This window comes from Paracidovorax sp. (assembly GCF_057642795.1).
Genome location: NZ_JBXYZY010000002.1, coordinates 193,588 through 219,906, shown reverse-complemented (window position 1 = coordinate 219,906; position 26,319 = coordinate 193,588). Strand labels below are relative to the sequence as shown.

Sequence of the window (26,319 nt, the reverse complement as noted above, 5' to 3'; positions counted from 1 at the left end):
GAGGCGCTAACCTCGGCCCTCTTCCTTTCCCCACCGCCACGCCACACCATGACCGCCCCCGACGCACCCCAAGCCCCCGCGCAACTCGTCGCCTTCGGCCTGGCCCTGGAGGGCCTGCAGCAGGGCACCCTGGCGCCGCATGCCTTCAGCGCGCAGGCGCGCGACCTCGCCGTGTTGCGGCAGACCTTGCCGCCGCGCTACGACGAGGTACTCCTGGGCCTGCTGGACCGGCTGGAGTCCGGCGCGCTCTTCGCCGAGGAAAGCTGCTCGTTCAGCCAGCAGGACCTGATCGACAGCCTGCGCCTGTGGGCCGGCAAGGCGGCCGGCGTGCTGAACGCCTGAACAGCGGGCCCACCGAGGGCGCAGCGCGCGCCTCGCATCGTTCTCTTCGGGCCGATGGCGCCCTGGGCGCGGAAGGCAGGCGCTTTTACAAGCCCCCCTAAAGGCTTGCTCTTGCCTGCCTGTCGAGGTCGGGCGTGCCATTGAATGATTCCCCCGCGAGCGTCGATCCGCAGATGCGCCGGCGGGACTGCCGCGCTTCCACGACGATCGCGCGACAAGACATCACCTCAGTACCCGGCATTGGTACGTGAGTGGGCGGCGGCGGCGCCGCGTCAGAAACTCTCCCACTCATCGTCATTGCCTTTGGTCACCGGGGCAGGTGCCTTGGCCGGCCCGGCTGCCGGGGCGCTGTCGGTGAGTTTGGCCGATGGCGCTGCCGTAGGCCTGCCGGCCCCCGCGGCCTTCACCCCCACCCGGACCGGGGTGGGCGTTGGGGTCGGGCTCGCTGCGGGGGCGACGGTACGGGGGGTGGGGTCTGACACGGCGCCGCGCGCGCTGGCACCCACGTTGAACACGGCCACCACGTCGGCCAGGCGCTGCGCCTGGTCGCGCATGGACGCGGCCGCGGCGGTGGACTCTTCCACCAACGCGGCGTTTTGCTGCGTCATCTGATCCAGGTGGGCCACGGCCTGGTTGACCTGGGCGATGCCATCGCGTTGTTCGCCAGACGATGCGGTGATCTCTCCGATGAGGTCGCTCACGCGGCGCACGCTGGAGACGATTTCATCCATGGTCTTGCCGGCCTGGGCTACCTGCTCGGAGCCGCTCTCGACGTTGTCGACCGATGTGCCGATGAGCGTCTTGATCTCCTTGGCGGCTTCGGCGCTGCGCCCGGCCAGGCTTCGCACTTCGCTGGCCACGACGGCGAACCCACGGCCTTGCTCGCCGGCGCGGGCAGCCTCCACTGCGGCGTTCAGCGCCAGGATGTTGGTCTGGAAGGCGATGCCGTCAATCACGCCGATGATGTCGCTGATCCTGCGCGAGCTCTCTGTGATCTGCTGCATGCTGGACACCACCTGGGCCACGACTTCCCCACCACGGGCTGCAGCCTGCGCGGCGGTGCCCGCCAGTTGGTTGGCTTGGCGGGCGGTGTCTGCGGATTGGGTGACGGTGGCAGTGAGTTCCTCCATGCTGGAGGCCGTTTCTTCCAGGTTGGCCGCGGTCTGCTCGGTGCGGACGGACAGGTCGTGGTTGCCGTTGGCGATCTCGATGGAGGCGCTGGAGACGGAGTCCACGCCCTGGCGCACTTCGCTCACCACGCTACGCAGGCGGGCCGACATGCCAGAGAGTGCGCGCAGCATCTGGCCGAGTTCGTCTTTGCGGCTGGATTGCAGTTCACGTGTCAGGTCGCCTGCGGCGATGGCGTTGGTCGTTTCGACGGCCAGCCACAGTGGCCGGGTAATGGAGCGCACCAGCCACCACGCCGTCAGCGTGCCCAGGCCGAACAGCAGCACGGCCGTAATGCCGCCGATCACCCCGGAACGGATGCGCCGGGCCATGGCCTCCTCGCGCACGGCGCCACGGCTGCGCTCCAGCACGGCGATGAAGTCATCCTGCGCCTTGAGATAGCGCTCCACCATGGGCGTCAACTGCTCATCGGCGTAGCGCTGGGTCTCCACGCCGTCGCCCGCACCTTTCAGCTCCCACGTCTTGGCCGTGGCGGCCAGTACCTGTTCGCGTGCGGCCAGCACCTTGCCGAGCGCGGCCTTTTCGTCCGGTTCGACAGCACTGGCAACAATGCTTTCCTGGATCTTGTTGATGCCGCCAATGATCTCCTTCACACGGGCGTCGTACTGCTGGGCCAGCACGGCATCGGTGGTGACGGCTCCACCGATCACCATATTGACCATGGCCTCCGTAGCACCACGCCAGCGCACTGCAGCCACCACACGCCCATCAATCTCCAGCACCTCATCCATGGCGCGGGCCATCGCGGAGTTGCCCCGATTTTGCGCCGTGGCAGACACCACGGCCATGGCGATCATCAGGCCCAAAAATGCAAGCCAGAGCTTGCGTGAAACAGAAATATCGTCGAGCCGCATCGTATTTCCAACATTCAGATGTGCACTCGGACCAGGGATCGACAAAGACGCCAGAAGTCCGAAACATTCAATTACAAAAGCGCAAGCGTAAGCGAATGTGCTCCCGTGATGCACCCTTGCGGCACGGGGGAAAACCCTTGAAACAGGCGGCAAACGGACCTTCCGGCGGCACTTTCCTCAGCGGCACGCCGTGCCTGCCGCAATGGCCACGCACGAGCTGATCCCCAGCTTGCTGCAGAACGGCCTCCGCTGCGTGGCGGAGGTCGAGCCCCGGTCGGCTCTCGAGGGCGAACCACAACAGCGCAGGATTTTGCTGCCCCGCGGCCGCCGCACGGGCTGCTTCCGAGTTCGGCTCCAGGCGGATCTTTGTGCCGGTGGTCGGTGCGCCGAAACCCCGCGGTCAACGCACAAGGGGCGCCTGGGCACCCGCCCCTCTCTATTGCTTGCGCCCTTGTCCGCCCGGCCTAGCGCGCAGCGCAGGCCTTGCACAGCTGCAGTGCCAGCCGCTGCAGGGCCTGCCAGCCGTCGGCGGGCCAGTCCGGCACCTTCAGGCCCTTGACGATGCCGTCCACCGTGTGGGCGGACTGCAGCAGACGTGCGGCAGCGGCATCGGAAAAGCGCGGCACGATGCGCTCGAAGAGCCGCTCCTTCGGGCCCCAGACGCGGTTTTCGCGCAGCGCCATGGGCAGGGGCTTGCCGGCGTTGACGGCGTCCTTCACGCGCTTGAGGGCCCGGATGTCCTCGGCCAGCGCCCAGTGCACCAGCACCTCGGCCTCGCCCTCGGCCTGCAGCCCGTCGAGCATGCGCTGCACGCGCAGCACCTGGCCGGAGAGCACGGCCTCGGAGAGCTTGAACACGTCGTAGCGCGCCACGTTGAGCACGGCGGATTCGACCTGGCTCCATGAGAGCTCGCCCGCCGGGTGCAGCAGGGCGAGCTTCTGGATCTCCTGGTGGGCGGCGAGCAGGTTGCCCTCCACCCGGTCGGCGAAGAACTGCAGCGTGCGCTGGCCCTCTTCGCCCGGCGCCACGCGCTGGCCCTGCGCGGCCAGGCGCTGGGCGATCCACTGCGGCAGCGCCGCGCGATCCACCGGGTCGATCTGCACCGAGGCGCCGTGCGATTCGAGCGCGGCGAACCAGGCGCCGGTCTTGGTGGCCTTGTCCAGGCGCGGCAGCAGCACCAGGGTGAGGGTGCTGTCGTTGCCATCGGCCAAGGCCGCGATCTGCTGCAGCGCGACGCTGCCGTCCTTGCCGGGCTTGCCCGAGGGGATGCGGATCTCCACGATCTGCTTGTCGGCAAAGAGCGAGAGCGAGCCACCCGCGGCCAGCACGGCGCTCCAGTCGAAGTGCGCGCCCGCCACGGTGTAGCTGCTGCGCTCGGTGTAGCCCTGGGCGCGCGCGGCGGCGCGGATGGCGTCGGCCGCCTCCTGCTGCAGCAGCGGCTCGTCGCCGTGCAGGGTGTAGAGCGGGCGCAAGCCCTTGTGCAGCTGCGCAGCCAGCTGGTTCAGCGCGATCTGCATGCCAACCCCTTCTTACCAGTCAAAAATGCGCGCAGCGCGCTACGGATGCACGCCGCAAGCTATCAAAAAAGTAGCAGCCCGACCTGGGGCTGCCAGCCGCGCTCACTCGGTGGCAGCGGCTGCCGGCGGCGTGGAGGCGCCGGCCGGTGCGTCGTCCGTGGCGGCGGCGCCGGACTTGACGGCCGCCAGGCGCCGCATGAGCTGCTGCACCAGGTCGGTCTGCATGTTGCGGTAGAGCAGCGCCTCTTCGCCTTCCTTGGAGAGGGCGACCGATTCGTTGTAGCTCACGTCGCGCTGCTGCATCAGCTGCGTCTCGGGAATCAGCTCCGCGCCCTGACGGTTGAGCAGGCGAAAGCGCAGGCCCAGCCGCAGTTGCAGCTCGCGGACCTGGCCGGAGGAGTTCACGCCGACGATGACGCGGTCGCGCTGCTCGGAAAGGATCTCGAGCACCGCATCCGCCTGCGGCTTCTGCGCGGCATCGAGCAGCAGCTGCAGCTTGCCGCCCGAAGCCAGCAGCGTGCGCTGCAGCTCCCGGGTCACGCCCAGGCCGGGCGGCGACTGCACGTAGAGCGAACGGAAGCTGAACTCCGGCGCGCCCCGCAGGTGAAAGCCGCAGGCGGCCAGCGGCGCGGCCGCCAGCAGGGTGAGGAGGGTACGTTTCTGCATGGGCTTGCCTGTCTTGCTGCGGGGTGGCGGTCGTGGGGCTCGCCGGCTCAGATCACGATGTTGACCAGACGGCCAGGCACCACGATGACCTTCTTGGGCGTGGCGCCGGCGGCGAACTTCTGGAAGTCCTCGCTCGCGACGGCCACGCGCTCGATCTCGGCCTTGTCGGCGGCGGCAGCCACGCGGATGGAGCCGCGCAGCTTGCCGCCCACCTGCAGCATGAGCTCGATCTCGTCCTGCACCAGCGCGCTTTCGTCCACCTGCGGCCAGGCGGCGTCGAGCAGGTCGCCCAGCACGCCGGCGTAGCCCAGGCGGCTCCAGAGCGCATGGGTGATGTGCGGCGTGGCGGGGTAGAGCACGCGCAGCAGGATGCCGAAGCCTTCGATCAGCGCGATCGTGGCGCCCGTGCTGTCCATGGCCTTGAAGCTCTCCAGCGCGTTGATCATCTTCATCGCACCCGAGACCACGGTGTTGTACTGCATGCGCTGGTAGTCATAGTCCACCTGCTTGAGCACCGTGTGGATCTCCAGACGCAGGGCCTTGGCCTCCTTGCCGAAAGGCACGTCCTGCAGGCTGCGGGCGCCGGCGACGCTGGGCAGAGCGGCCGAATGGTCGGCCACGGAGAGCTTGTAGCCGAAATTCCAGACGCGGCGCAGGAACCGGTAGCTGCCTTCGACGGCGGCGTCGTTCCACTCCAGCGTGGCTTCGGGCGGAGCCGTGAACATGGTGTAGAGGCGTGCCGTGTCGGCGCCGTACTTCTCGATCAGGTCCTGCGGGTCGATGCCGTTGTTCTTGGACTTGGACATCGTGCCCACGCCCTCGTAGTCGATCGGCGTGCCCACGGGCAAATCGCCCACTGCGTTCTTGAGCTTGGCGCCCACGATCTTGCCGTCATCGCCCAGCACATGCTCCACGTCGTGCGGCCAGAAGTATTCCTTGGCGCCCTTGTCGGTGCGGCGCGAATAGATGTGGTTGAGCACCATGCCCTGCGTGAGCAGGCGGGTGAAGGGCTCATCGACCGTGACCAGGCCCAGGTCGCGCATGACCTTGGTCCAGAAGCGCGCGTAGAGCAGGTGCAGGATGGCGTGCTCGATGCCACCGATGTACTGGTCCATGGGCATCCAGTACTTCGCGCCTTCGGCCACCATGGCCTCGCTGTTCTTCGGATCGCAATAGCGCATGAAGTACCAGGACGAGTCCACGAAGGTGTCCATGGTGTCGGTCTCGCGGCGCGCGGGCTTGCCGCACACCGGGCAGGTCACGCCGGCGTGGAAGCCTTCGTGCTTGTGCAGCGGGTTGCCCGAGCCGTCCGGGATGCAGTCCTGCGGCAGCACCACGGGCAGATCCTTCTCGGGCACGGGCACGGCGCCGTGCTCGTCGCAGTGGATGATCGGGATGGGCGTGCCCCAGTAGCGCTGGCGGCTCACGCCCCAGTCGCGCAGGCGCCAGGTGGTCTTGAGGTCGCCCAGGCCCTTTTCGTTCAGCGCGTGCGCCACGGCGGCCACGGCGTCCTTGTGCGAGAGGCCGCTGAAGCTGTCGGAGTTGACGGTGACGCCGCGCTGCTTGTCGCCGTACCAGTCCTGCCAGCGGTGGTAGTCGTAGGTCTCGCCATCGACCAGCACGACCTGCTTGATCTCGATGCCGTACTTCAGCGCGAAGGCGAAGTCGCGCTCGTCGTGCGCGGGCACGCCCATCACGGCGCCGTCGCCGTAGCTCATCAGCACGTAGTTGCCGACCCAGACCTCCACCGGCTCGCCGGTCAGCGGGTGGGTGACCGTGAGGCCCGTGCGCACGCCCTTCTTCTCCTGCGTGGCGAGCTCGGCCTCGGTCGTGCCGCCGCTCTTGCACTCTTCGATGAAGGCGGCGATCTCGGCGTTGCCGCGCGCGGCGTGGGCGGCCAGCGGGTGTTCCGGCGCCACGGCGCAGAAGGTGACGCCCATGATGGTGTCGGCCCGCGTGGTGAAGACGTACATGCGGCCGTCGCCGATCAGCGCACCGTCATCGCCGCGGATGTCGTGCGTGAAGGCGAAGCGCACGCCCTCGCTCTTGCCGATCCAGTTCTCCTGCATCAGCTTCACGCGCTCGGGCCAGCCGGGCAGCTGGTCGCCGGTGACGGAACCCAGCAGCTCTTCAGCGTAGTCGGTGATCTTCAGGTAGTAGCCCGGGATCTCGCGCTTTTCCACCAGCGCGCCGGTGCGCCAGCCGCGGCCGTCGATCACCTGCTCGTTGGCCAGCACGGTCTGGTCCACCGGGTCCCAGTTGACGACCTGGGTCTTGCGATAGGCGATGCCCTTTTCCAGCATCTTGAGGAACAGCCACTGGTTCCAGCGGTAGTAGTCCGGGTCGCAGGTGGCGATCTCGCGCGACCAGTCGATGGCCAGGCCCATCGACTGCATCTGCTTCTTCATGTAAGCGATGTTCTCGTAGGTCCACTTGGCCGGGGGTACGCCGTTTTTCAGCGCCGCGTTCTCGGCCGGCAGGCCGAAGGCGTCCCAGCCCATGGGCATGAGCACGTTCATGCCTTTCATGCGCAGCTGGCGCGTGAGCATGTCGTTGATCGTGTAGTTGCGCACGTGGCCCATGTGCAGCTTGCCGCTGGGGTAGGGCAGCATGGAACAGGCGTAGAACTTGGGCTTGCTTTCGTCCTCCGTCACGCGGTAGGCATCGGAAGCCGCCCAGTGGCTGTGCGCGTCGCGCTCGACATCGGTGTGTTGGTACTTGTCTTGCATGGATAGGCGGGGCCGGTGGGGCGCGGCCGCTGAAGAAGAAGAGAGGGGAAAGCGGAAATCAGCCGGCGATTTTAGGCGCGATGACAGCGCCGCCCCGCCCGCCCCGGCCCCGGGGCCAACCCACGCATCCATGCGGGCCGGGCAGGCCGGCGCATCGGCGCTGCGATCAGTGCTGATGCATGTGCTCGTGGCCGCCTTCGCCGCCGCTGGCGCCGGCGGCCTTGGGCGGCTGCACGTTGACCTTCACGGTGGTCTCGCCGGCCTTCTCGAACTTCAGCGTCAGGTCGAACCGGTCGCCCGCCTTGAGCGGCTGGCGCAGGCCCAGCAGCATCAGGTGGTAGCGCTGGCCCTGGCGCAGCTGCACTTCCTGGCCGGCGGGCAGGTCGATGCCGGTCACGGCGCGCATGCGCATGATGTCGCCCTCATGGCTCATCTCGTGCACTTCCACGCGCTCGGCCACGGGCGTGCTGGCGGACACCAGCCGGTCGGGCGCGGCGCCCTGGTTGCGGATGCCCTTGAGATAGGCCGCTCCGTTGGTCGTGCCCGCGAGCGAAGGCGGCGCATAGGGGTGGTCGATGACGAGCGGGCCCAGACGGAAGTCGTGGGCCTGGGCCGCGCCGCCCGCGCCCAGCGCGAGGGCAGCGGCGGCGACGGCGTTCAGCAGGGCTCGGCGCGCGAAGCCCCGGGCAATGGCGCTGCGCAAGGAGGGGATGGCTGTCATGGTCTGAATCTCCTGTGGAAACGTTGAAGGCAAGGAAAAACCGAAACGGAGCGGTAGCCGAAGCGGGGGCCGGGGCCACCCGTGAGCGGATGCGCTGCGCGCCGCACGGAGGGGCGCGCGGGGCTCAGGCGGAGCGGATGCGGGATGCCCGAAGGCGCGGGAACGAGGCGCCCCGCTCAGGCGGCGCTGCGCGCGGCTTGCGGCGGCGGCGTGAGAGGCCTGCGAGGACCCGCCTCAGGCAACGAAGGCCGGAGGCCCGCGCGGGGGCAGCGGCGCACCCGCGATGGCCGGCAGGGCGGCGGCCACGATCCACCGCAGCACATGGGCCAGCGGTTGCGGACGCACCCCCGACAGGGGCTGCGCCGGGGGGAGTGGCGCGCTGCAATGCAGGCAGAGGGGGCAGTCCAGCGCGTGAAAGGCGGACGGGGCGCCAGGCGCGTCCTCATCCCCCAAGACGACCAGCTTCGCGGTGCCGCCGGGCGTGCAGACCAGCTCCATCGCCTGCGGATGCACCAGCGGGGAAGCGGTGGCCACGCCTAAGGTCAACACGAACCACGCCAGGATCAGGCGGGCCAGCATTGATGAAGTGCGCAGCAGGTGCATGCGTGGAATTATGGCCGTGAAGCCATGCGGTGCGGCGGGGCACTTTGTCCAGCCGCGCACAGGGTCGGCCAGCCCTACCGGCCGGAGTCCGAGGATGGCGGCTCGGCCACGAAGGCGATACGCGAGATGCCCACGGACTGCGCCACGCCCATGACCTCCACCACGCGGCCATAGGGCACGCTCGTGTCGGCGCGCAGCTGCACCTCCGCACCCGGGCCGGCGTGCTCGGCGGCCTGGGACAGCCGGGCAGCGAGCACATCGGCCGGCACCGCCGCATCGTCCAGGAAGACCTGGCCCGTTCGGTCCAGCGACAGCGTGATCGCCCGGGGCGGCGTGCCCGCCGGCGCCAAGCCCTCGGCGTGCGGCAGGTCGAGCCGGATGGAGCTGGCCAGCAGCGGCGCCGTGAGGATGAAGATGACCACCAGCACGAGCATCACGTCCACCAGCGGCGTGACGTTGATGTCGCTGAAGGGCCGGGGCCCGGGGTTGCGCTCGAATCGGCCGAATGCCATGGAGGTCGCGCGGGCGGGGACGGTCAGTGGCCTGTGCCGGGTGCGTCCAGCAGCAGCTCGCGCAGGTCGTGCGCGAAGCCTTCGAGCTCGGCCTCGACCGCACCGAGGATGCGGCCGAACACGTTGTAGGCCAGTACGGCCGGCAGGGCGACGGCGAGGCCCGCGGCCGTCATCACCAGCGCCTCGCCCACCGGGCCGGCCACTCGCTCGATAGTGATCTGCCCGGCACCCGCGATGGCCGTGAGCGCATGGAAGATGCCCCACACCGTGCCCAGCAGCCCCACGAAGGGCGCCGTGGCGCCGACGGTGGCCAACAGCACTTGGCCGAACTGCAGCCGCGCCACCACACCCTGCAGCGCGCCGCGCAGCAGGCGAGTGAGCTGCTGCGAGCGGCTGCCACGCGTGGCCAGCGTGGCACCGGAGGCCGCGGCCTGGGAACCGCCGTTAGCTACGTTTTCAATAGCAACAACCAGCGGTAGCACCAGAGCATCCGGATCGAAAGGCTGCAGGCGCCGGGGCGCCTCGGCGAGCGAAGGCGCCTGCCAGAACGCGGCCGCGCTGCGCTGCACGTCGCGCCGGGCATGACGCAGCAGCCAGGCCTTCCAGCAGATCACGACCCAGCTGGAGACGGACATGGCCAGCAACACCAAGGCCACTGCTTGCGTCACCCCATCGCCCTGACGCCACCAGTGCAGCAGGTCCATGCGTGGCTTTCGGTGGGTCGGCGGGTAGCGCTGCGGCCGTGCTCAGCGCAGGCCGAGCACGTCGAACATATCGAACAGGCCCGTGCGGTGCGCCCGCAGGAACTGCACGGCCCGCAGGCTGCCCTGGGCATAGCCGGCGCGGCTGGAGGACTTGTGCGAGATCTCGATGCGCTCGCCCGTGCCGGCGAAGAGCACCGTGTGGTCGCCCACGATGTCGCCGCCGCGGATGGTGGAGAAACCGATGGTGGACGGGTCGCGCTCGCCGGTCACGCCTTCGCGCGCATAGACGGCGCAGTCCTTCAGATCACGGCCCAGCGCCTCAGCGATGACCTCGCCCATCTTGAGCGCGGTGCCCGAGGGCGCATCCACCTTGTGGCGGTGATGGGCTTCGATGATCTCGATGTCGTAGCCGGTGGACAGCGCCTTGGCGGCCATCTCCAGCAGCTTGAGCGTGACGTTCACGCCCACGCTCATGTTGGGCGCGAAGACCACGGCGGTCTTCTGCGCGAAGGCGGCGATCTCCACCTTCTGCGCCTCGGTGAAGCCCGTGGTGCCGATGACGGCCTTCACGCCGAGCTCGGCGCACAGCGCCAGATGCGCCAGCGTGCCTTCGGGACGGGTGAAGTCGATCAGCACGTCGGCATTGTGCAGGCCTTCGCGCAGGTCGGCCGTAATGGCGACGCCGCTGGGCTGGCCCAGGAAGGCCGTGGCGTCGGAGCCGATGGCGGCGCTGGTGGGCACGTCGAGCGCGCCGGCCAACACCAGACCCTCGGTGGTCCGCAGGGCTTCGATGAGCATGCGGCCCATGCGGCCAGAGGCGCCAGCGATGGCGACGCGGCAGGGAGCGGAAGAGGTTGCGGTCATGGCAGGAAAGAAATTAGCGGTGCCTGCGCCGGCCCGCCCGCGCAGGCCGGCATGCCTGCGGCCCGGGAGGGGCGCGGCGATCAGCGGGCGGAAGATTCGAGCGGCGGGTAGCTGGAGGGCGGCGGCGGCACCGGGGTCGCGGCCGGCTCGGCCTGGGGCGGCGCCTTGGGGAAGCGGGCCAGCTGGGCCTCGGTGGCTTCGAGTTCGGGGACCTTGGCCTTGGCACGCTTGGAGCCCAGCGAGGCGACGAATTCCGCCTCGGTGGGCATCTCGTCGCCTTCCACGTGGTCGAAGGCATCACCCTTGAAGAACACGGCGAGCTTGCGTTCCTGCACCTCGAGGCCCGGACGTTTCAAGGTGAAGACGTAGTCCCACCGATCGGCCCGGAACAGGCTGGTGACCAGGGGCGTGCCCAGGATTTCCTTGACCTGCTGGCGGGTCATGCCAGGCTGCAGGGCCTGCACCTGCTCGCGGGACACGAAGTTGCCCTGCACCACATCCACTTTATAGGGGGTGACCACGCTGGACACGCGGTTGCTGACACTGTCGAAGCTGCTGCAGGCTGCAAGGCCGGCGCCGATCAACAGGATGGCAGCCCAACGGGCGCTGCAATGGACGAGAGCGGACATGGAAAAGACCATAGCGATATGATCGGATCATTGTAGCGGCAGGTTTTCCGAGCCCCGCCCCGCCCTCTTGCGAAGGCCGCACACCGGGTGCAGGAACGCCTGGCGCCCTCCCGAAAGACCCCTTGTCATGACGAATATCGACGAACTCAAGAGCACCGGTCTGAAGGCCACCCTGCCCCGCCTGAAGATCCTTGAGATCTTCCAGAAAGGCGCCCAACGCCACATGACGGCGGAAGACGTGTTCCGCGTTCTGCTCGAGGAGCGCTCCGACATCGGCCTGGCCACCGTCTACCGCGTGCTCACGCAGTTCGAGCAGGCGGGCATCCTCAACCGCAGCAACTTCGAGAGCGGCAAGGCCATCTACGAGCTGAACGAAGGCCAGCACCACGACCACTTCATCTGCACGATGTGCGGCAAGGTCGAGGAGTTCTACGACGCCGAGATCGAGAAGCGCCAGCAGATCGTGGCCAAGGCCAAAGGCTGGGTGGTGCACGACCACTCCATGGCGCTCTACGGCCAGTGCGCCGACTGCGCCAAACTGCCTTCGCGCCAGTAATCAGGAACAGGCAACGGCCACTAGCACGCGGCCGGCCTTTGCGCAGGGCCGCGGCAGCCGGTCCGATCAGGAGCCGTCGCGCTCCATGGCGCGCCGGTGGCGCTCCACGAATTCCTGGTAGGTGTCGATGCCGCGGAGGTTGAGGATGGTGTTGCGCACGGCCGCCTCCACCAGCACGGCGATGTTGCGGCCCGCAACCACCTGGATGACCACCTTGAGCACCGGCACGCCCAATACGTCCTGGGTCAGCGGCTCATAGGGCAGGCGTTCGTATTCGCGCTCCAGCGTTTCCTTGCGCACCAGATGCACGATGAGCTTCAGGCGCATCTTGCGACGCACCGCCGTTTCGCCAAAGATGGCACGGATGTCCAGCAGACCGATGCCGCGCACTTCGAGCAGGTTCTGCAGCAGCTCGGGGCACTTGCCTTCGATGGTGGTCTGGTTGATGCGAAAGAGATCGACCGCATCGTCCGCCACCAGGCCGTTGCCGCGCGAAATCAGTTCAAGCCCCAGCTCGCTCTTGCCCAGACCCGATTCGCCGGTGATGAGCACACCCAGCCCCAGGATATCCATGAAGACGCCGTGCATGGTGATGCGGTCGGCGAAGTGCTTGGACAGATAGGCGCGCAGCACGTCGATCACGAAGGCCGACGACTCGTGCGTGGCGAACATCGGGATCTGCGCCCGCTCGCACATGGATAGCAGCGCATCGGGCGCAGCCTGCCCGTCAGCCAGCACCAGCACGGGCGGCTCGAGCGTCACGATGCGCGCAATGCGGCGCTTGCAGTCTTCGGGCGTCGAGGCGTTGACCAGGTAGGAGATCTCGCGCTCGCCCAGGATCTGCACCCGGTAGGGATGGATGTAGTTCAGGTAACCGACCAAATCGGCACCCGAACGTGCCGACCGGACGGCCACCTCGTCGAAACGCCGCTCGGATGCACCGAGCCCGGCCAGCCATTCCCACTTCAGCGGGCCGCGGAATTCCTCGAAGAGGACATCCGCGCTGACGACATTGGGCTTCACGACGCCACCATGAGAAGGTGTGGAGCCCGCCGCTCAGGCGGCCTGGGCAGACTGCCAGTTGGCAATCAACGCATGCAGCTGGGCCGCGTCGGTACTGGACTTGATGCGTTCGCGCAGCGCGCTGTCGCTTAGCAGTTCTGCGATCTCGGAGAGGATCTCCAGGTGCTTTTGCGTCGCGGCCTCGGGCACCAACAGAAAGATCAGCAGGGCAACCGGCTGTTCGTCAGGGGCGTCGAAGCCGATGGGATTCTGCAGCTGAAAGACCGCAGCCATCGGCGCCTTCAGGCCCTTGATCCGGCCATGGGGAATGGCCACGCCGTGACCGAGCCCCGTGGAGCCCAGCCGCTCGCGGGCGAACAGGCTGTCGGTGATCAGGGCCCGCGACAGGCCGTGCTGACTTTCAAACAGCAGGCCCGCCTCTTCGAAAGCACGCTTTTTGCTGGTGGCATCGACGCTCACCAGCACTTGGGCTGGCGGCAGTATGGAAGCGAGACGGTTCATGGTGTGAAAACGATTATGCACGTCCCGCGGAGGACCCTATCGAAAACCCTCGCAGTGTAACGACGAGCAACAGGCAAGGCCAGACAACGAAAAGCCGCCCCGAGAGGGCGGCTGTGTCACCGGACCGGCCGGCGCGGGGGTCACGAGCGAGGGTTGCCGTGACGCATCGGAGGGTGAGGGATAAACCGTCGCGGGAAGGATCAGGCTGCCGCGACGGCAGCAGTTTGCATGGAGGCGCGCTTCAGGGGAGCGTGACTGTGGTTCTGCAGGCGGTCCTTGTGGCGCACGACTTGGCGGTCGAGCTTGTCCACCAATTCATCCACGGCGGCGTAGAGGTCGGCATGGCAGGTTTCGGCGAACAGATCGCTGCCTTTCACATGAACATTGCATTCGGCACGTTGACGCTTGTCCTTTTCCTTCTGGTTTTCCACGCTGAGCAGCACCTTCACATCGACCACCTGGTCGAAATGGCGGGTGATGCGCTCCAGCTTGGAAGTCACGTAGCTGCGCAGGGCGGGGGTCACTTCCAGGTGATGGCCGCTGATCGTCAGGTTCATAGACGAATCTCCTATGTTTACCGTTGAAAACATGGCTGCCCTTGCCGGTCAGGGGCAGGCCGCGGAACTGAATGGATCCATGACTTGCTTGGGTTCACTATGCGCCCGCACCCCGCCGAACGCAAACCCGATCCCTGTGCCAGGCTGCGGGTTAATGGCCGAAGGTGCCGAACTGCCAAAAAAGCTTCACAATCTTCAGGTTGGCCGGAACGCAGCCCCCGGCCCTGGCCCTGCAGCCCCTCCGGCTGGCGCCGCGGGGCCGGCCGCTAGAATCCCTACGCCCGGCCCGAAGCCTCTGGCCGGGCGTTTTTTTCGCTTGCCTTCCGCCCCTTTTCCCGCAGCCATGACCTCAACCAGCGCTTCCGCCGCCCTGCATACCTCCGCCCTCACCTCGCTGCCGCTGCTGGCTCGCGGCAAGGTGCGCGACAACTACGCCGTGGGTGACGACCGCATCCTGATGGTGGCGAGCGACCGGCTCTCGGCCTTCGACGTGATCATGGGCGAACCCATTCCGGGCAAGGGCGAGCTGCTGACGCAGATGGCGCTCTTCTGGTTCGACAAGCTGGGCCACATCGTGCCCAACCACCTGACGGGCGACGACCCCGAAAGCGTGGTCACGCCGGCCGAAGCGCCCCAGGTGCGCGGCCGTTCGATGCTGGTGCAGCGCCTGCAGCCGATCCCGGTCGAGGCCGTGGTGCGCGGCTACCTGGCCGGCAGCGGCTGGAAGGAATACCAGGCATCGCGCTCGGTCTGCGGCGTGCCGCTGCCCGAGGGCCTGACCAACGCCTCGCGCCTGCCCCAGCCCATCTACACGCCGGCCGCCAAGGCCGCCGTGGGCGAGCATGACGAGAACATCACCTTCGAGCGCACCGTGGAGATGGTCGGCATCGACCTGGCCACGCGTATCCGCGACATCAGCATCTCGCTGTACGAAGCGGCCGCGGCCATCGCGCTCGAGAAGGGCATGATCATCGCGGACACCAAGTTCGAGTTCGGCCTGACCCCGAGCGGCGAGCTGGTGCTGATGGACGAGGTGCTCACGCCCGACAGCTCGCGCTACTGGCCGGTGGAAGGCTACGAGTCCGCGCTGGCCGCCGGCGAGAACCCGCCCAGCTACGACAAGCAGTTCGTGCGCGACTGGCTGGAACAGGCCCAGGTGGGCGGCAAGCCGTGGGACAAGACCGCCCCCGCACCGCGCCTGCCGCGCGAGGTGGTGGAAAAGACGGCCGCGAAGTACCGCGAGGCGCTGGAGCGCCTGACGGCAGCCTGATACCGCAGCGCCCACCCCAACAAAAAACGGCCCGCCAGGGCCGTTTTTTCATGGCGCCGGGAGCTGCAACCCCCCGGATCGATCAGCCGACGAGATCAGCTCAACACCACGCTGGACAGGCGCCGGCGGTACGTGGCAAGCACCGGGTCTTCGGGCGGGATCTGCCCTTCGGCGACCTTGACCTTGGGCGGCTCGATGATCTCCAGGATGGCCACATAGGTCTTGCGTGCGGCCTCGTCGTTCCAGGCCTTGTCGCGCATGAGGATCTCCAGCAATTCGTCCATGGCGTCGGTCCAGCGCTGCTGGGCCATCAGCCACTGCGCGCGGCCGAAGCGGGCGTCGAAGTCGCGCTTGTTGGCGGCGATCCGGGCATCGAAATCGGCACCAGCGCTCTCGAAACCTGCACCGAATGCTACCGAATCAATAGCATCCATCCAGGCCTTGAGCGCGCCGATCTTGCGCGACACGCCGGCCTTGGCGATGACCGGGGCGAAGGCGACCTTGGCGTCGTCCTCGCGGCCCATCTGCAGCAGCAGCTTGACGTAGTCGAAGCGCGCATCGTCGTTGGCCGGGTCGGTGGCGACGGCGTGCTGCAGCTTTTCCAGCGCGGCAGCGGGGTCTTCAGCGCCCGGGGCGGCCAGCGCTTCTTCGGGCTCTGCAGGGGCCTCTTCACCGGCGGGCGGCACGTGCTTGTCGAGGAAGGCGCGCACCTGGCCTTCGGGCTGAGCGCCCATGAAGCCATCGACCGGCTGGCCGTTCATCAGCAGCACGCAGGTGGGGATGCTGCGGATGCCGAACATGCCGGCGATCTGCTGCTCCTGGTCGGAGTCGATCTTCACCAGCTTGAAACGGCCGGCGTATTCGGTCTCCAGCTTTTCCAGCACGGGGCCCAGCGACTTGCAGGGGCCGCACCAGGGGGCCCAGAAATCCACCAGCACGGGCACTTGCATCGAGGCGGCGATGACCTCGGTTTCGAAATTCTCTACGGTGACATCGATCATTGGTTCAGGCCCGTTGGGTGTGCAGCCCCCAGGGGGCGCGCACAAAAGTAAAATCGCGGGTTCCACTTCAGCGCGCCGGAGCAAGACCGGCGCGCGCACTCCACATGAAACCCTTCCAGATCGGTGTGGTCATGGGCTCTTCCAGCGACTGGGAGACCATGCAGCACGCAGTGCAGATTCTCCAGCAATTCGGTGTCGCTCACGAAGCGCGCGTGGTCTCGGCCCACCGCATGCCCGACGACATGTTCGCCTACGCCGAGGCCGCTGCCGGCCTGGGCCTGAAAGCCATCATCGCGGGCGCGGGCGGCGCCGCCCACCTGCCCGGCATGATCGCCGCCAAGACCACCGTGCCGGTGCTGGGCGTGCCGGTCGCCAGCCGCCACCTGTCGGGCGTCGATTCGCTGCACAGCATCGTGCAGATGCCCAAGGGCGTGCCGGTGGCCACCTTCGCCATCGGCGCGGCGGGCGCGGCCAATGCGGCGCTCTTCGCCGTGGCCCTGCTGGCGAACGAAGACCCGGCCCTGCGCGCCCGGCTCGAAGCCTTCCGCGCCGAACAGACCGCCGCAGCCCGCGCCATGACCCTGCCCCCGGTGGCGGCATGAGCGTGCCGCCCGACATGAGCGCCGCCGGCCCATCCCAAGGCACGAAGGCCCCATTGCTTCCAGGCGCCACGCTGGGCGTGCTGGGCGGCGGCCAGCTGGGCCGCATGTTCGTGCATGCCGCGCAGGCCATGGGCTACTTCACCGCCGTGCTGGACGCCGACCCGAACAGCCCCGCCGGCCTGGTGAGCCATCACCACATCCGCACCGCCTACGAAGACCCGGACGGCCTGGCGCAGCTGGCCGGCCTGAGCGATGCCGTCACCACCGAATTCGAGAACGTGCCGGCGCAAGCCCTGCGCACGCTGGGCGCCGAGCGCCCGGTGGCGCCCGCGGCCGACGCCGTCGCCATCGCGCAGGACCGCGCCGCCGAGAAGGCCCACTTCGGTCGCTGCGGCGTGCCCTGCGCGCCCTATGCGGTGATCGCCTCGGCCGCAGAGCTGGCCGCCGTCGATGCGGCCCTGCTGCCCGGCATCCTCAAGACCGCCCGCATGGGCTACGACGGCAAGGGCCAGGCCCGCGTGCAGACGCGCGAAGAGCTGGCGGACGCCTGGCAGGCCATGGGCGAAGTGCCCTGCGTGCTCGAGAAGATGCTGCCGCTGGCGCTGGAATGCTCGGTCATCGTTGCCCGCGGCGCAGACGGCGCCTGCGTCCACCTGCCGCTGCAGCGCAACCTGCACCGCGCAGGCATCCTGGCCGTGACCGAGGTACATGAGGGCAACGTGCCTCCAGCCTTGGCAGAACAAGCGGTGGCTGCTGCGAAGTCGATAGCGGAAGGCCTGCGCTACGTGGGCGTGCTGTGCGTCGAATTCTTCGTGCTGCAGGACGGCTCGCTGGTGGTCAACGAGATCGCCCCGCGCCCGCACAACAGCGGCCACTACAGCCAGAACGCCTGCGATGTGTCGCAGTTCGAGCTGCAGGTGCGCACCATGGCCGGCCTGCCGCTCACGCAGCCGCGCCAGCACAGCGCTGCGGTCATGCTCAACCTGCTGGGCGACCTGTGGTTCCCGCAGGGTACGCACGCCCAGCCGCAGACGCCCCCCTGGGCCGCGGTACTGGCCCTGCCAGGCACGCACCTGCACCTCTACGGCAAGGCCGACGCCAAGCCCGGTCGCAAGATGGGCCACCTGAACGTGACCGCGGCCACCGCCGAGGCGGCCCGCGCCACGGCCCTGCAAGCCGCCGCACTGCTGGGCATCGAAGCCTTTTGAGCGGCGCTCCGCTCCGCCACTGCCCACCACACGCCATGATCCTCGACGGCCAGCTCCCCGAATCCATCGCCGCTGCCGCCAGCGCCCTGCGCAGCGGCGCGCTGCTGGGCCTGCCGACCGAGACGGTCTATGGCCTGGCTGCCGACGCCGCCAGCGATACGGCGGTGGCGCAGATCTTTGCCGCCAAGGGCCGGCCCAGCGACCATCCGCTGATCGTCCATGTGGCGGGCGCGGCCGGCATCGCGCACTTCGCGCGCGAAGTGCCGCCCTTCGCCCAGGCGCTGGTCGATGCGTTCTGGCCCGGGCCGCTCACCCTCATCCTGCCGCGCCGTCCCGGCATGGCCACGGCGGCCACGGGCGGGCAAGACAGCGTCGGCCTGCGCTGCCCCGACCATCCGGTGGCGCTGGCCGTGCTGCGCGCCTGCGCGTCGGACGATGGCACGCTGCCGGGCCCGCCCGTGCTGGGCCTGGCCGCGCCCAGCGCCAACCGCTTCGGCCGCGTCAGCCCGACCACGGCCCGGCACGTGGAGGAAGAATTCGGCGATGCGCTGCTGGTGCTCGACGGCGGGCCCTGCGGCGTGGGCATCGAATCGACCATCATCGACTGCACGCGCGGCGTGCCCGTGCTGCTGCGCCCCGGCGCCATCACGCGCGAGCAGGTGGCCGCCGCCTGCGGCATGGCACCGCTATCGAAAGAAGAGCTGCCTACCCATACACCGCGGGCGTCGGGCACGCTCGAAGCCCATTACGCCCCCGAGGCCCGCGTGCGCCTGATGGATGCCCGAGCCCTGCAGGCCGGGCTGGACGTACTGGGCGCCGATGCGGCGCATCTGGCCGTCTATGCCCGCACGCCGCTGCGCACGGCCTCGTCGCGGGTGGTGCAGCGCCGCATGCCGGACGAAGCAGCCGCCACGGCCCAGCAGTTGTTCGCCGCGCTGCGCGGTTTTGACGACGCCGGCGTGAAGCTGATCTGGATCGAGACCCCGCCCGACAGCCCCGACTGGGAAGGCGTGCGCGACCGGCTGCAGCGCGCCGCGGCCGCCGGCTGAGCGCCGGCGCACAGTCCACGCGCGCTCGGCTCTGATTCCGCTTGCGTCGGGACGACCTTTGCGCCGGCTTTGCATCTCTTTACCTGGCGCACGTCCGGGGACACAGGCCGAAAGCCGGTCCGCGCCGGCGTAATGATTAAACTCACGCCACCTTTCTGGAGAAAAAACACCATGGCAGCAAACTGGATGCGCCGCACCCTCGTGGTCGCCGCTTGCGCGGCGGCCGCGTTGATCGCGGCCTGCGGATCGAGCACCGTTGAATCGGCCTTCACGCCGACGCGGCTCATCGCCTTCGGCGACGGCCTGGCCGATGTCGGCCAAAACGGCGCCAAATACACCGTGAACGACGGCTCGATCAACAACTGGACGGTACAGCTGGCCTCGCGCTACGGCGTGACCATCGCCCCCCTGTCGGCCGCTGGCCTGAGCTATGCGCGCGGCAACGCCCGCGTGACGGCCACGCCGGATGCTGCGGGCAACGCCTCCACGCTGACCGTCAAGCAGCAGGTGGATGCGTTCCTGGCCGGCGGCAGCTTCGCCGATGGCGACCTGGTCCTGATCGACGGGGGCGTGAGCGACGTGATCGTCGGCATGCGTGCCGTGCTGGCAGGCCAGCAGACCTCCGACCAGTACCTGGCCGCCGCCCGCCAGGCCGGCAAGGACCTGGCCACCCAGGTGCGTCGCCTCTCCAACGCAGGCGCCAAGCACATCGTGGTGACCGGCACCTACGATCTCAGCCGCTCGCCCTGGGCCACTGCCATCAACAACACCGACCTGCTCGGCAGCGCCAGCAGCGCCTTCAATCAGGGCCTGCTGGTGGACATCGTGGATCTGGGCAGCACCGTGCTCTACGTGGACTCGGCCTACTACGTGAACGTGTTCCAGGGCTCGCCGTCCGCCTACGGCTTCGACAACGCCACCACGCCGGTCTGCACCTCGGTGGACCCGGGCCCCGGCATCGGCATCGGCGCGGGCGAGGTCAACTCCGCCCTCTGCAACACGTCCACGCTGCTGCCCGGCGCGAACCAGGACAAGTACCTGTTCGCCGACAAGGTGTACATCACGCCTTCGGCCCAGCGCCAGTTCGGCAACTACGCCTTCGACCGCCTGCGCGCGCGCTGGTAAGCCAGGCAAGACCCAGGAGCGGGGACGGCTGGCCAACGGTCCATCCCCCGCCCCCGGCTGGCTCAGTCGGGTTGATGGCCATGAAAAAAGCCGACCTCTGCGAGGTCGGCTTTTTTTGTTGGAGGGACTGTGCCGTCAGAACCGATAGCCAATGCCCACCGCGAACACGTTGGGGTTCAGGCGGATGTCCACGGTCTGGCCGGTGGACAGCGTCGTCTTGGTCTTCAGGAAGCTCTTGTAGTAGGCCGCATCGACGAACCAGCGCTCGTTGAAGTTCCACACGAAGCCGACCTGCGGCGTCAGGCCCCAGCGGTCTTCGATGCTGGCCGTGGTGGGGTTGGCGGGGGTGCCGCCGCTCAGCGCGCTCAGCGTGGCCGTGGTGCGCTCCTTGAAGAACTTGGCATAGGTCACGCCCAGGCCCAGGTAGGGACGGAACTTGGCATTGGCCTCGCCGAAGCGGTACTGCGCGAACACCGTGGCGGGAATCACCTTGGTCTCGCCGACCTGCCCCACGCCGGCGATGGCGCCGTCACCGTAGAACTTGTGCTTGAAGGGCAGGCCCAGGGGCACGTCCACCGCCCAGTTGTCGGTCACCATGTAGTTGATGCCGCCGGTCAGCGCGCTGGCAGACTCGACATCCACCTTGGTGCCCGGAAAGCTGGGCGCGCTCAGATCACCGCTTTTCACCTGGGGCGAGATGTGGGTTGCACCGAGGCGCACGCTCCAGGTGCCAGCGACCTGCGCCTGGGCTGCGCCGGCGAGCGCGAGGGTGGCGAGGGCCGCACCGGCCCAGACGATTTTTTTCTGTTGTTTCATGGCAGACGAGTCCTGATGGGTATCGCTCGGTAACGGTCAGAGGGTCAGAGCCAGCCGGCGGAGGCCAGGGTGCGCGAGACCAGTTGGCCGACCAGTTGATGGCCGTAAGGCGTGGGGTGGAAGCCATCGGCGAAGCCGTAGGTCTGCCACCAGGCAGCGCCTCCCGTGGCGCCGGCCGGCGGAGTCGCAGCCGACAGCGCCGCCGCCGTGCAGGTCGGGAAGTTGTAGGTGGGCAGGCCATCGCTGCCGATACCGGTGGCCGGGCAGGCCGGGGTGGTGACGTTGGTCAGCTGGTACTGGGCCGGATTGCTGGCCTGGTCCTTGAACGAGCTGTAGAGGTCGGCCACCGCCAGGCGGCTATCGCCGGCCAGGCCCGCGGCCAGCTTGGCGTTGAAAGCCTGCACCCATCCATCGAACAGGGCACCGGCCTGCGCGGCCGCGGCGGCACCGCTGCTCGCTGCTACCGACTGCAGCACCAGGCGGAAGCGCGGCGTCAGCGTGACGCCAGGCATGTTCACGACGGCCACGCGCGTGGCGCCCTTGGCCACGGTCTGCGCCTTGATGTTGGCGGCGAACTGGGTGCCCAGAGTCTGCATGTAGAGGCCGCCGACCTGCGCCAGGCCTGTGGCGCCGGCCGCGAAGGCGGCGTTGACCGTGGCGGAGTCGAGCAGCGAGCTGAGCACAGCGCGGTAGGCGGCACCCTTGTCGCGCTGGATGCTCAGGTAGGCGCCGATGAGGTCAGCGGCGTCGTTGCCGCCACCGTCGATCAGCACCAGCTCGGAGCCGTTGTAGCCGGCAGCGCCGGCGTCCTGCAGCTGACGTGTGATCGACACCGGCGAAGTGGGCGCGGTGAAGTTGTTGATGCGTCCGCCGCCGACCGCGTAATTGGAGCAGGCGGCGTTGACGTTGAAGCTCGTGCCCGTGAAGACGTAGCGCGGGCACAGCGTCTGGCTGTACGTGGCGGCCACTCGCTCGGGCCAGATGGCGGAGGAGCCGGCGCCGGTGGCCGCTGTGCCCTGCACGGTGAACTTGTAGCCGAAAGTGCCGCTGTCGGCCAGGCTGTCGCCCATGACGCGGACGGAAGAGACGCTGGTGGCAGTGCCGGTGTCCGACCCACCGCCGCCGCAAGCGGCGAGCAGGGCGGCGACAGCGGAAGCCACGGCCGCGCGAGCAGCCCATTGCATGCGAGGTTTCATCTAAAGCTCCTGTTATTAAATAGAACGATCGTTCTTTTTTACAAGGCACATCGTATGCGCAGCGCTGGCACACGCCTGCCCGGGTAAATACTGACGCGCGAAAAAGCCACTGACAGCGTTGCCGTCAGGGGCTTTCAGCGACTCCAGCCCTTGAGCCTCGCGTGCGGCCAGCTCAGTCGGTGTGCAGCCCGTCAGCCGCTGCCCATTCGACCAGTGCCTCGATCGCGGGCCGCGCAGCGGGCGCATTGGCGTGGTTGACGATGGCCACCAGCACATAGCGCCGGCCGCCGGCCCCCAGAACGTAGCCGGCCATGGCTGTGACGTCGCGCAGCGTGCCGGTCTTCAGGTGGGCGCTGCCGGCGGCGCGGCCCTGCACGCGGCGCAGCGTGCCATCGACGCCCGCGATGGGCAGCGACGCCATGAGCTCGGGCATCACGGGCGAAGCCCAGGCCGTCTGCAGCAGCCGCGCCAGAGCCGCAGGGCTGATGCGGCCGTCACGGCTCAGGCCCGCGCCGTTGTCCAGCACGGGCGCATCCGTGACCGAGCCCATGCGCTGGCGCCACCATTGGCCCAGCACGGCCCGAGCGCCGTCGAAGCTGCCCGTTCCGCCGCGCTGCAGCGCGAGCGTGAGGAACACCTGCTGCGTCATCACGTTGTTGCTGTATTTGTTGATGTCGCGCACCACCTCGGCCAGCGACGGCGAGCGCAGGCTGAAGGCCGGCTGCAGGCCAGCGGGTACCCGCCCTTCGCGCACCGCGCCCAAAAGGCGGCCGCCGACCTCGCGCCACATGCCTTCGATGGCCCGGGCCGCGAAGCCCGACGGATCGGCCGATGCCACGGCCCACTGGCGTTCTCCGCAGGCCGCGGGATACGTGCCCTGGAAGCCGATGCGCGCTGCCTCGCCCAGTTGGGCCTGCAAGCCGGCGCGCCAGTCACCGCAGGGCGTTCCCGGCGCGGCCAGGGGCACCGCGGGCTGCAGCTGCGCGGGCGCCAGCGGCGGCTCGTAGGCCACGCGGGCCACGCCGGCGGCCGCATCGGGCACGAAGGTCATGACCACGCTCTTGTAGTTGACCAGCAGCGCGTCGGGCGCGGCGTTGTAGGGGCGCAGCGGCTCGCCGTCGAACAGGCCCGGGTCCGTGGGCGGCACCTCGAAGGCGCTGCGGTCGAGCACGATGTCGCCCGCGATCGTCTGCACACCCTGGGCGCGCAGGCGCTGCATCAGCAGCCACAGGCGCTCGACCACCAGCTTGGGATCGCCCTGGCCCTTGATATAGACATTGCCGCGCAGGGTGCCGCCCTGGGGCACGGCATCCAGATAGACCGGCGTCTCCCACGTGAAAGCCGGGCCGAGCAAATCCAGCGCCGCATAGGTGGTGACCAGCTTCATCACCGAAGCCGGATTGGCCGGCACCTGGGCGCGGTAGGCCAGGCGCGGTGGCGCCTGCCCGCCCACCTCCACCACCAGCGCGGACAGGGCATCGCGCGGCACTTTGGCGCGCTGCAGGGCGGCGTCCACCGCCGGGGGCAGCGCGGAGGACGGTGCGATACCCTGCGCCCCGGCGGGCCCCGCATGGGCGCCGGCCAGCAGGGCGATGGCCGCATGCAGCGCCAGAGCGGCTGCAGCAGCAGCCGGAGCACGGCCGCATTGCGAGAGAAATTTCACCATGCGGGCAAGTCTAGGGCCTGAATGCGTCAGCGCCGGCGTGCGCCGACCGCATCCTGCCCGGGGCCATCGCGGCCCGCCGATAATCGGAGCCCGCCTTCCGGCTTTCCCCGGGGCCGGCCGTTCGCGCCAGAGCCCTCAGCGCCTTTTTTCGCCACGATGCATCTGCTAGCTCTCGACACCAGCACCGACACTCTGTCCATCGCCGTGCGCAACGGCGCGGAGGTGCGCGAGCATCGCGGCCCCGGCGGCGCGCAGGCATCGGCCACGCTGATCCCGGCCATCCACGCGCTGCTGGCCGATGCCGGGCTCTCCTTCGACACGCTGGACGCCGTGGTGTTCGGCCGCGGCCCGGGCTCGTTCACCGGGCTGCGCACCGCCTGCGCGGTCGCCCAGGGCCTGGCCTTCGGCGCGCGGGGCGGCCAGGGCGTGCCGGTGCTCCCCATCGACACCCTGCTGGCCGTGGCCGAGCAAGCCCGCGCCGAGCACGGCTGCACCCAGGTGATGGCCGTGCTGGATGCGCGCATGGACGAGGTTTATGCCGCCGCCTTCACCTACCAGGCGGGCGGCAGCTGGCTCTCGCCCGAAGACTTCACCCTCTGCGCCCCGCAGGCGCTGGTGGTGCCCGACGGCTTCACCGTCGCAGGCAACGCCCGGGCCGCCTATGCCGAAAGGCTCGCGCCCGGCGCCCCGCACGTGCAGGCTCTGCCCACGGCCGCGGCGCTGCTGCGGCTGGCGCCGGCGCTGCTGGCGGCCGGTGCTTCCCTGCCCGCCGCCGCCGCGCTGCCGCGCTACATCCGCGACAAGGTCGCGCAGACCACCGAAGAGCGCGCCGCCGCCAAGCTGGCCGCAGCGGCGGCCTCGGCCACCGCCACACGCATCCCGCCTGCCGCATGAGTGCCCTGCCCCGCCCGCCGAGCGCGCCGCCCGGCACCGAGGTGCGCTTCGAGCCGCTCACGCCGGAGCGGCTCGAAACCCTGCTCGAAGTCGAAAACACCGCCTATCCGCACCCATGGACGCGCGGCAACTTCATCGACGCGCTGGCCGCCGGCTACCAGTCGCAGCTGTTGCTGGCCGGCGAGACGCTGGTCGGCTACTTCGTCGCCATGCGCGGCGTGGACGAGGTGCATCTGCTCAACCTCACCGTGGCGCCCGAATTCCAGCGCCAGGGCTGGGCGCGGGTGCTGCTCGACGCGCTGGCCCTGTGGTCGCGCGGCCAGCAGGCCGAATGGCTGTGGCTGGAGGTGCGCGTGAGCAACCTGCGCGCGCGCCAGATCTATGCCGCACACGGCTATGCCGTGGTCGGCGAACGCAAGCGCTACTACCCGGCCCATGGGGGCCAGCGCGAAGACGCCATCGTGATGAGCCTGAAACTATGAGCCTGGACCTCGACGCCCGCCAACGCGCCATGCTGCTGGAGATGGGCATCTCCGTCTGGGCGCCCGCGCCCGGGATGGCGGCCCCGGCAGCCCGGCAAGCGGCTGAGCCCGAGTCAGCCTTCGCGCCGGCCGAACCGCCACCGGCAACGCCTCGCATGGCGCCATCGCACGACGCTGCGGCAGCGCAGCCACAGCGTGCCGCCCCGCCCGTTCCCGCGCCCCGCCCGGCCGCCTCTGCACCGGCCCAGGGCGCGCCCACCACCACGCAGACCGCCGCAGCCGGCCCGGGCCTGGTCTGGCACGCCCCGGCGGCGGCCTACCCGCAGGCCGACCCGGCCGCCACGCCTGCCGCGCTGGGTGCGGGCTGGCTGGTGGTGGTCGAGAGCGCCCTGCCCGGCCAGCCCCTGCAGGGCGATGCCGGCAAGCTGCTGGACAACATGCTGCGCGCCATGCAGTTGCACCGCCACCCGCGCACCTGGATCGCCGCGCTGGGCCGTGGAGGCGCCGCGACCGAAGGTGCTGCCGACCCGGCCGACGGCATGGCCCTGGCGCTGGAACAGCTGCGCCCGTCGATGGTGCTGGTGCTGGGCCTGGGCGCCGCACGCGCCGTGCTGGGCAGCCGCGAGCCACTGGGCCGGCTTCGCGCGGGCGTGCAGTCGCTCACCGGGCCGGGCGGCCTGCAGGTGCCGGCCATCGTGAGCTACGACCCGGCCTATCTGCTGCGCGCCCCCGACGCCAAGGCCGCGGCCTGGGCCGATCTGTGCCGGGCACTGGCCCTGGTGCGGGGCGCGGGCTGAAGGGCCCCGATGCCGATCGCCGGCGGGCGCGCCACCGGGCCTCTAAAGCCCTGCGCCGCGGCTGCGGCACGCGCCGGTGCAGCGGGCTGCGATGCCATAATCCGGCGCTTTCTCAATCATGGAGAACCCTCTCGTGGAAACCTACCCCAGTCGGTAGCTTTCAACGCCCGGCCGGTCGCCTGCCGCGGGGTTGAAAGCGCCTCTCGCCCGCCCCTCATCGCAGTCGCCAACCTCACACCGGGAGTGA

The 26,319-nt window shown here is 69.2% G+C and carries 27 protein-coding genes; 10 read left to right on the top strand and 17 right to left on the bottom strand.

Features of this window, described 5'->3' with window-relative positions; all coding sequences use genetic code 11:
- Nucleotides 1-48 precede the first annotated feature (48 nt).
- The gene (locus AC3A84_RS03725; RefSeq protein WP_487968398.1) at nucleotides 49-342 is read left to right on the top strand and encodes a hypothetical protein; all 294 of its coding nucleotides are present in this window, start codon (nucleotides 49-51) and stop codon (nucleotides 340-342) included.
- A 272-nt stretch (nucleotides 343-614) separates the two neighbouring features.
- Here AC3A84_RS03725 and AC3A84_RS03720 read toward each other — a convergent pair whose 3' ends face one another.
- The 10 genes from AC3A84_RS03720 to AC3A84_RS03675 all read right to left on the bottom strand — a co-directional run bounded on the left by AC3A84_RS03720 (nucleotide 615) and on the right by AC3A84_RS03675 (nucleotide 11,329).
- A complete protein-coding gene (locus AC3A84_RS03720) occupies nucleotides 615-2,384 on the bottom strand; it encodes a methyl-accepting chemotaxis protein (RefSeq protein ID WP_487968397.1) in 1,770 nt (589 codons plus the stop codon).
- A 464-nt stretch (nucleotides 2,385-2,848) separates the two neighbouring features.
- Nucleotides 2,849-3,901 (bottom strand): DNA polymerase III subunit delta, encoded by a 1,053-nt coding sequence (gene holA, locus AC3A84_RS03715; protein WP_487968396.1) that lies wholly within the window; start codon nucleotides 3,899-3,901, stop codon nucleotides 2,849-2,851.
- 102 nt (nucleotides 3,902-4,003) lie between these two features.
- The gene (locus AC3A84_RS03710) at nucleotides 4,004-4,567 is read right to left on the bottom strand and encodes an LPS-assembly lipoprotein LptE (protein WP_487968395.1); all 564 of its coding nucleotides are present in this window, start codon (nucleotides 4,565-4,567) and stop codon (nucleotides 4,004-4,006) included.
- A gap of 47 nt (nucleotides 4,568-4,614) precedes the next feature.
- Nucleotides 4,615-7,296: a leucine--tRNA ligase gene (gene leuS, locus AC3A84_RS03705; RefSeq protein ID WP_487968394.1), complete on the bottom strand. Its 2,682-nt coding sequence runs from the start codon at nucleotides 7,294-7,296 to the stop codon at nucleotides 4,615-4,617.
- Between the two features lie 166 nt (nucleotides 7,297-7,462).
- Nucleotides 7,463-8,017, bottom strand: a complete 555-nt coding sequence (locus AC3A84_RS03700; protein ID WP_487968393.1) for a copper chaperone PCu(A)C — start codon at nucleotides 8,015-8,017, stop codon at nucleotides 7,463-7,465.
- Between the two features lie 234 nt (nucleotides 8,018-8,251).
- Complete coding sequence (locus tag AC3A84_RS03695) at nucleotides 8,252-8,620, bottom strand: DUF2946 family protein (protein WP_487968392.1); 369 nt, start codon at nucleotides 8,618-8,620, stop codon at nucleotides 8,252-8,254.
- Nucleotides 8,621-8,694: 74 nt separating this feature from the next.
- Nucleotides 8,695-9,132 (bottom strand): ExbD/TolR family protein, encoded by a 438-nt coding sequence (locus tag AC3A84_RS03690; RefSeq protein ID WP_487968391.1) that lies wholly within the window; start codon nucleotides 9,130-9,132, stop codon nucleotides 8,695-8,697.
- 23 nt (nucleotides 9,133-9,155) lie between these two features.
- On the bottom strand, nucleotides 9,156-9,836 hold the full coding sequence (locus tag AC3A84_RS03685; protein WP_487968390.1) for a MotA/TolQ/ExbB proton channel family protein: 681 nt from the start codon (nucleotides 9,834-9,836) through the stop codon (nucleotides 9,156-9,158).
- 42 nt (nucleotides 9,837-9,878) lie between these two features.
- Nucleotides 9,879-10,700 (bottom strand): 4-hydroxy-tetrahydrodipicolinate reductase, encoded by an 822-nt coding sequence (gene dapB / locus AC3A84_RS03680; protein ID WP_487968389.1) that lies wholly within the window; start codon nucleotides 10,698-10,700, stop codon nucleotides 9,879-9,881.
- Nucleotides 10,701-10,780: 80 nt separating this feature from the next.
- Nucleotides 10,781-11,329 (bottom strand): outer membrane protein assembly factor BamE, encoded by a 549-nt coding sequence (locus AC3A84_RS03675; protein ID WP_487968388.1) that lies wholly within the window; start codon nucleotides 11,327-11,329, stop codon nucleotides 10,781-10,783.
- A 127-nt stretch (nucleotides 11,330-11,456) separates the two neighbouring features.
- Between AC3A84_RS03675 and fur the strand changes: the two genes are divergently transcribed.
- Nucleotides 11,457-11,885 (top strand): ferric iron uptake transcriptional regulator, encoded by a 429-nt coding sequence (gene fur / locus AC3A84_RS03670; protein ID WP_487968387.1) that lies wholly within the window; start codon nucleotides 11,457-11,459, stop codon nucleotides 11,883-11,885.
- Between the two features lie 66 nt (nucleotides 11,886-11,951).
- Here fur and hprK read toward each other — a convergent pair whose 3' ends face one another.
- The 3 genes from hprK to hpf form a co-directional block, all read right to left on the bottom strand.
- Nucleotides 11,952-12,908: an HPr(Ser) kinase/phosphatase gene (hprK, locus tag AC3A84_RS03665; RefSeq protein WP_487968386.1), complete on the bottom strand. Its 957-nt coding sequence runs from the start codon at nucleotides 12,906-12,908 to the stop codon at nucleotides 11,952-11,954.
- A gap of 33 nt (nucleotides 12,909-12,941) precedes the next feature.
- Nucleotides 12,942-13,409, bottom strand: a complete 468-nt coding sequence (locus AC3A84_RS03660; protein WP_487968385.1) for a PTS sugar transporter subunit IIA — start codon at nucleotides 13,407-13,409, stop codon at nucleotides 12,942-12,944.
- Nucleotides 13,410-13,609: 200 nt separating this feature from the next.
- Nucleotides 13,610-13,966 (bottom strand): ribosome hibernation-promoting factor, HPF/YfiA family, encoded by a 357-nt coding sequence (gene hpf / locus AC3A84_RS03655; protein ID WP_487968384.1) that lies wholly within the window; start codon nucleotides 13,964-13,966, stop codon nucleotides 13,610-13,612.
- 343 nt (nucleotides 13,967-14,309) lie between these two features.
- On the opposite strand from hpf, the gene AC3A84_RS03650 reads away from it, so the two are divergent.
- Nucleotides 14,310-15,236, top strand: coding sequence for a phosphoribosylaminoimidazolesuccinocarboxamide synthase (locus AC3A84_RS03650; protein ID WP_487968383.1), 927 nt, complete (start codon nucleotides 14,310-14,312; stop codon nucleotides 15,234-15,236).
- A gap of 95 nt (nucleotides 15,237-15,331) precedes the next feature.
- On the opposite strand, the gene trxA is transcribed toward AC3A84_RS03650, so the two are convergent.
- On the bottom strand, nucleotides 15,332-16,237 hold the full coding sequence (trxA, locus tag AC3A84_RS03645; RefSeq protein ID WP_487968382.1) for a thioredoxin: 906 nt from the start codon (nucleotides 16,235-16,237) through the stop codon (nucleotides 15,332-15,334).
- 104 nt (nucleotides 16,238-16,341) lie between these two features.
- On the opposite strand from trxA, the gene purE reads away from it, so the two are divergent.
- The 4 genes from purE (at nucleotide 16,342) to AC3A84_RS03625 (ending at nucleotide 20,221) form a co-directional block, all read left to right on the top strand.
- Nucleotides 16,342-16,839 carry a 5-(carboxyamino)imidazole ribonucleotide mutase gene (gene purE, locus AC3A84_RS03640; RefSeq protein WP_343591465.1) on the top strand — a complete coding sequence of 166 codons (498 nt, stop codon included), beginning with the start codon at nucleotides 16,342-16,344 and terminating at the stop codon, nucleotides 16,837-16,839.
- Nucleotides 16,840-16,853: 14 nt separating this feature from the next.
- Nucleotides 16,854-18,047, top strand: coding sequence for a 5-(carboxyamino)imidazole ribonucleotide synthase (locus AC3A84_RS03635; protein WP_487968416.1), 1,194 nt, complete (start codon nucleotides 16,854-16,856; stop codon nucleotides 18,045-18,047).
- A gap of 35 nt (nucleotides 18,048-18,082) precedes the next feature.
- On the top strand, nucleotides 18,083-19,096 hold the full coding sequence (locus AC3A84_RS03630) for an L-threonylcarbamoyladenylate synthase (protein ID WP_487968381.1): 1,014 nt from the start codon (nucleotides 18,083-18,085) through the stop codon (nucleotides 19,094-19,096).
- A 171-nt stretch (nucleotides 19,097-19,267) separates the two neighbouring features.
- Entirely contained in the window at nucleotides 19,268-20,221 is a 954-nt protein-coding gene (locus tag AC3A84_RS03625) for an SGNH/GDSL hydrolase family protein (protein ID WP_487968380.1), read from the top strand.
- Nucleotides 20,222-20,356: 135 nt separating this feature from the next.
- Here AC3A84_RS03625 and AC3A84_RS03620 read toward each other — a convergent pair whose 3' ends face one another.
- The 3 genes from AC3A84_RS03620 to dacB all read right to left on the bottom strand — a co-directional run bounded on the left by AC3A84_RS03620 (nucleotide 20,357) and on the right by dacB (nucleotide 23,899).
- Nucleotides 20,357-21,037 (bottom strand): OmpW/AlkL family protein, encoded by a 681-nt coding sequence (locus AC3A84_RS03620; RefSeq protein ID WP_487968379.1) that lies wholly within the window; start codon nucleotides 21,035-21,037, stop codon nucleotides 20,357-20,359.
- Between the two features lie 44 nt (nucleotides 21,038-21,081).
- A complete protein-coding gene (locus tag AC3A84_RS03615) occupies nucleotides 21,082-22,233 on the bottom strand; it encodes an SGNH/GDSL hydrolase family protein (protein ID WP_487968378.1) in 1,152 nt (383 codons plus the stop codon).
- 172 nt (nucleotides 22,234-22,405) lie between these two features.
- On the bottom strand, nucleotides 22,406-23,899 hold the full coding sequence (gene dacB / locus AC3A84_RS03610; RefSeq protein ID WP_487968377.1) for a D-alanyl-D-alanine carboxypeptidase/D-alanyl-D-alanine endopeptidase: 1,494 nt from the start codon (nucleotides 23,897-23,899) through the stop codon (nucleotides 22,406-22,408).
- Between the two features lie 156 nt (nucleotides 23,900-24,055).
- Here dacB and tsaB point away from each other — a divergent pair, with 156 nt between their 5' ends.
- From tsaB to AC3A84_RS03595, 3 genes are read left to right on the top strand one after another with little or no spacing between them, the layout of a single operon-like run.
- Nucleotides 24,056-24,793 (top strand): tRNA (adenosine(37)-N6)-threonylcarbamoyltransferase complex dimerization subunit type 1 TsaB, encoded by a 738-nt coding sequence (gene tsaB / locus AC3A84_RS03605; RefSeq protein ID WP_487968376.1) that lies wholly within the window; start codon nucleotides 24,056-24,058, stop codon nucleotides 24,791-24,793.
- Nucleotides 24,790-25,275 carry a ribosomal protein S18-alanine N-acetyltransferase gene (gene rimI, locus AC3A84_RS03600; RefSeq protein WP_487968375.1) on the top strand — a complete coding sequence of 162 codons (486 nt, stop codon included), beginning with the start codon at nucleotides 24,790-24,792 and terminating at the stop codon, nucleotides 25,273-25,275. The genes tsaB and rimI overlap by 4 nt, the downstream gene beginning before the upstream one ends.
- On the top strand, nucleotides 25,272-26,072 hold the full coding sequence (locus AC3A84_RS03595) for a uracil-DNA glycosylase family protein (RefSeq protein WP_487968374.1): 801 nt from the start codon (nucleotides 25,272-25,274) through the stop codon (nucleotides 26,070-26,072). Before rimI ends, AC3A84_RS03595 begins: the two co-directional genes overlap by 4 nt.
- Nucleotides 26,073-26,319: the final 247 nt, after the last annotated feature.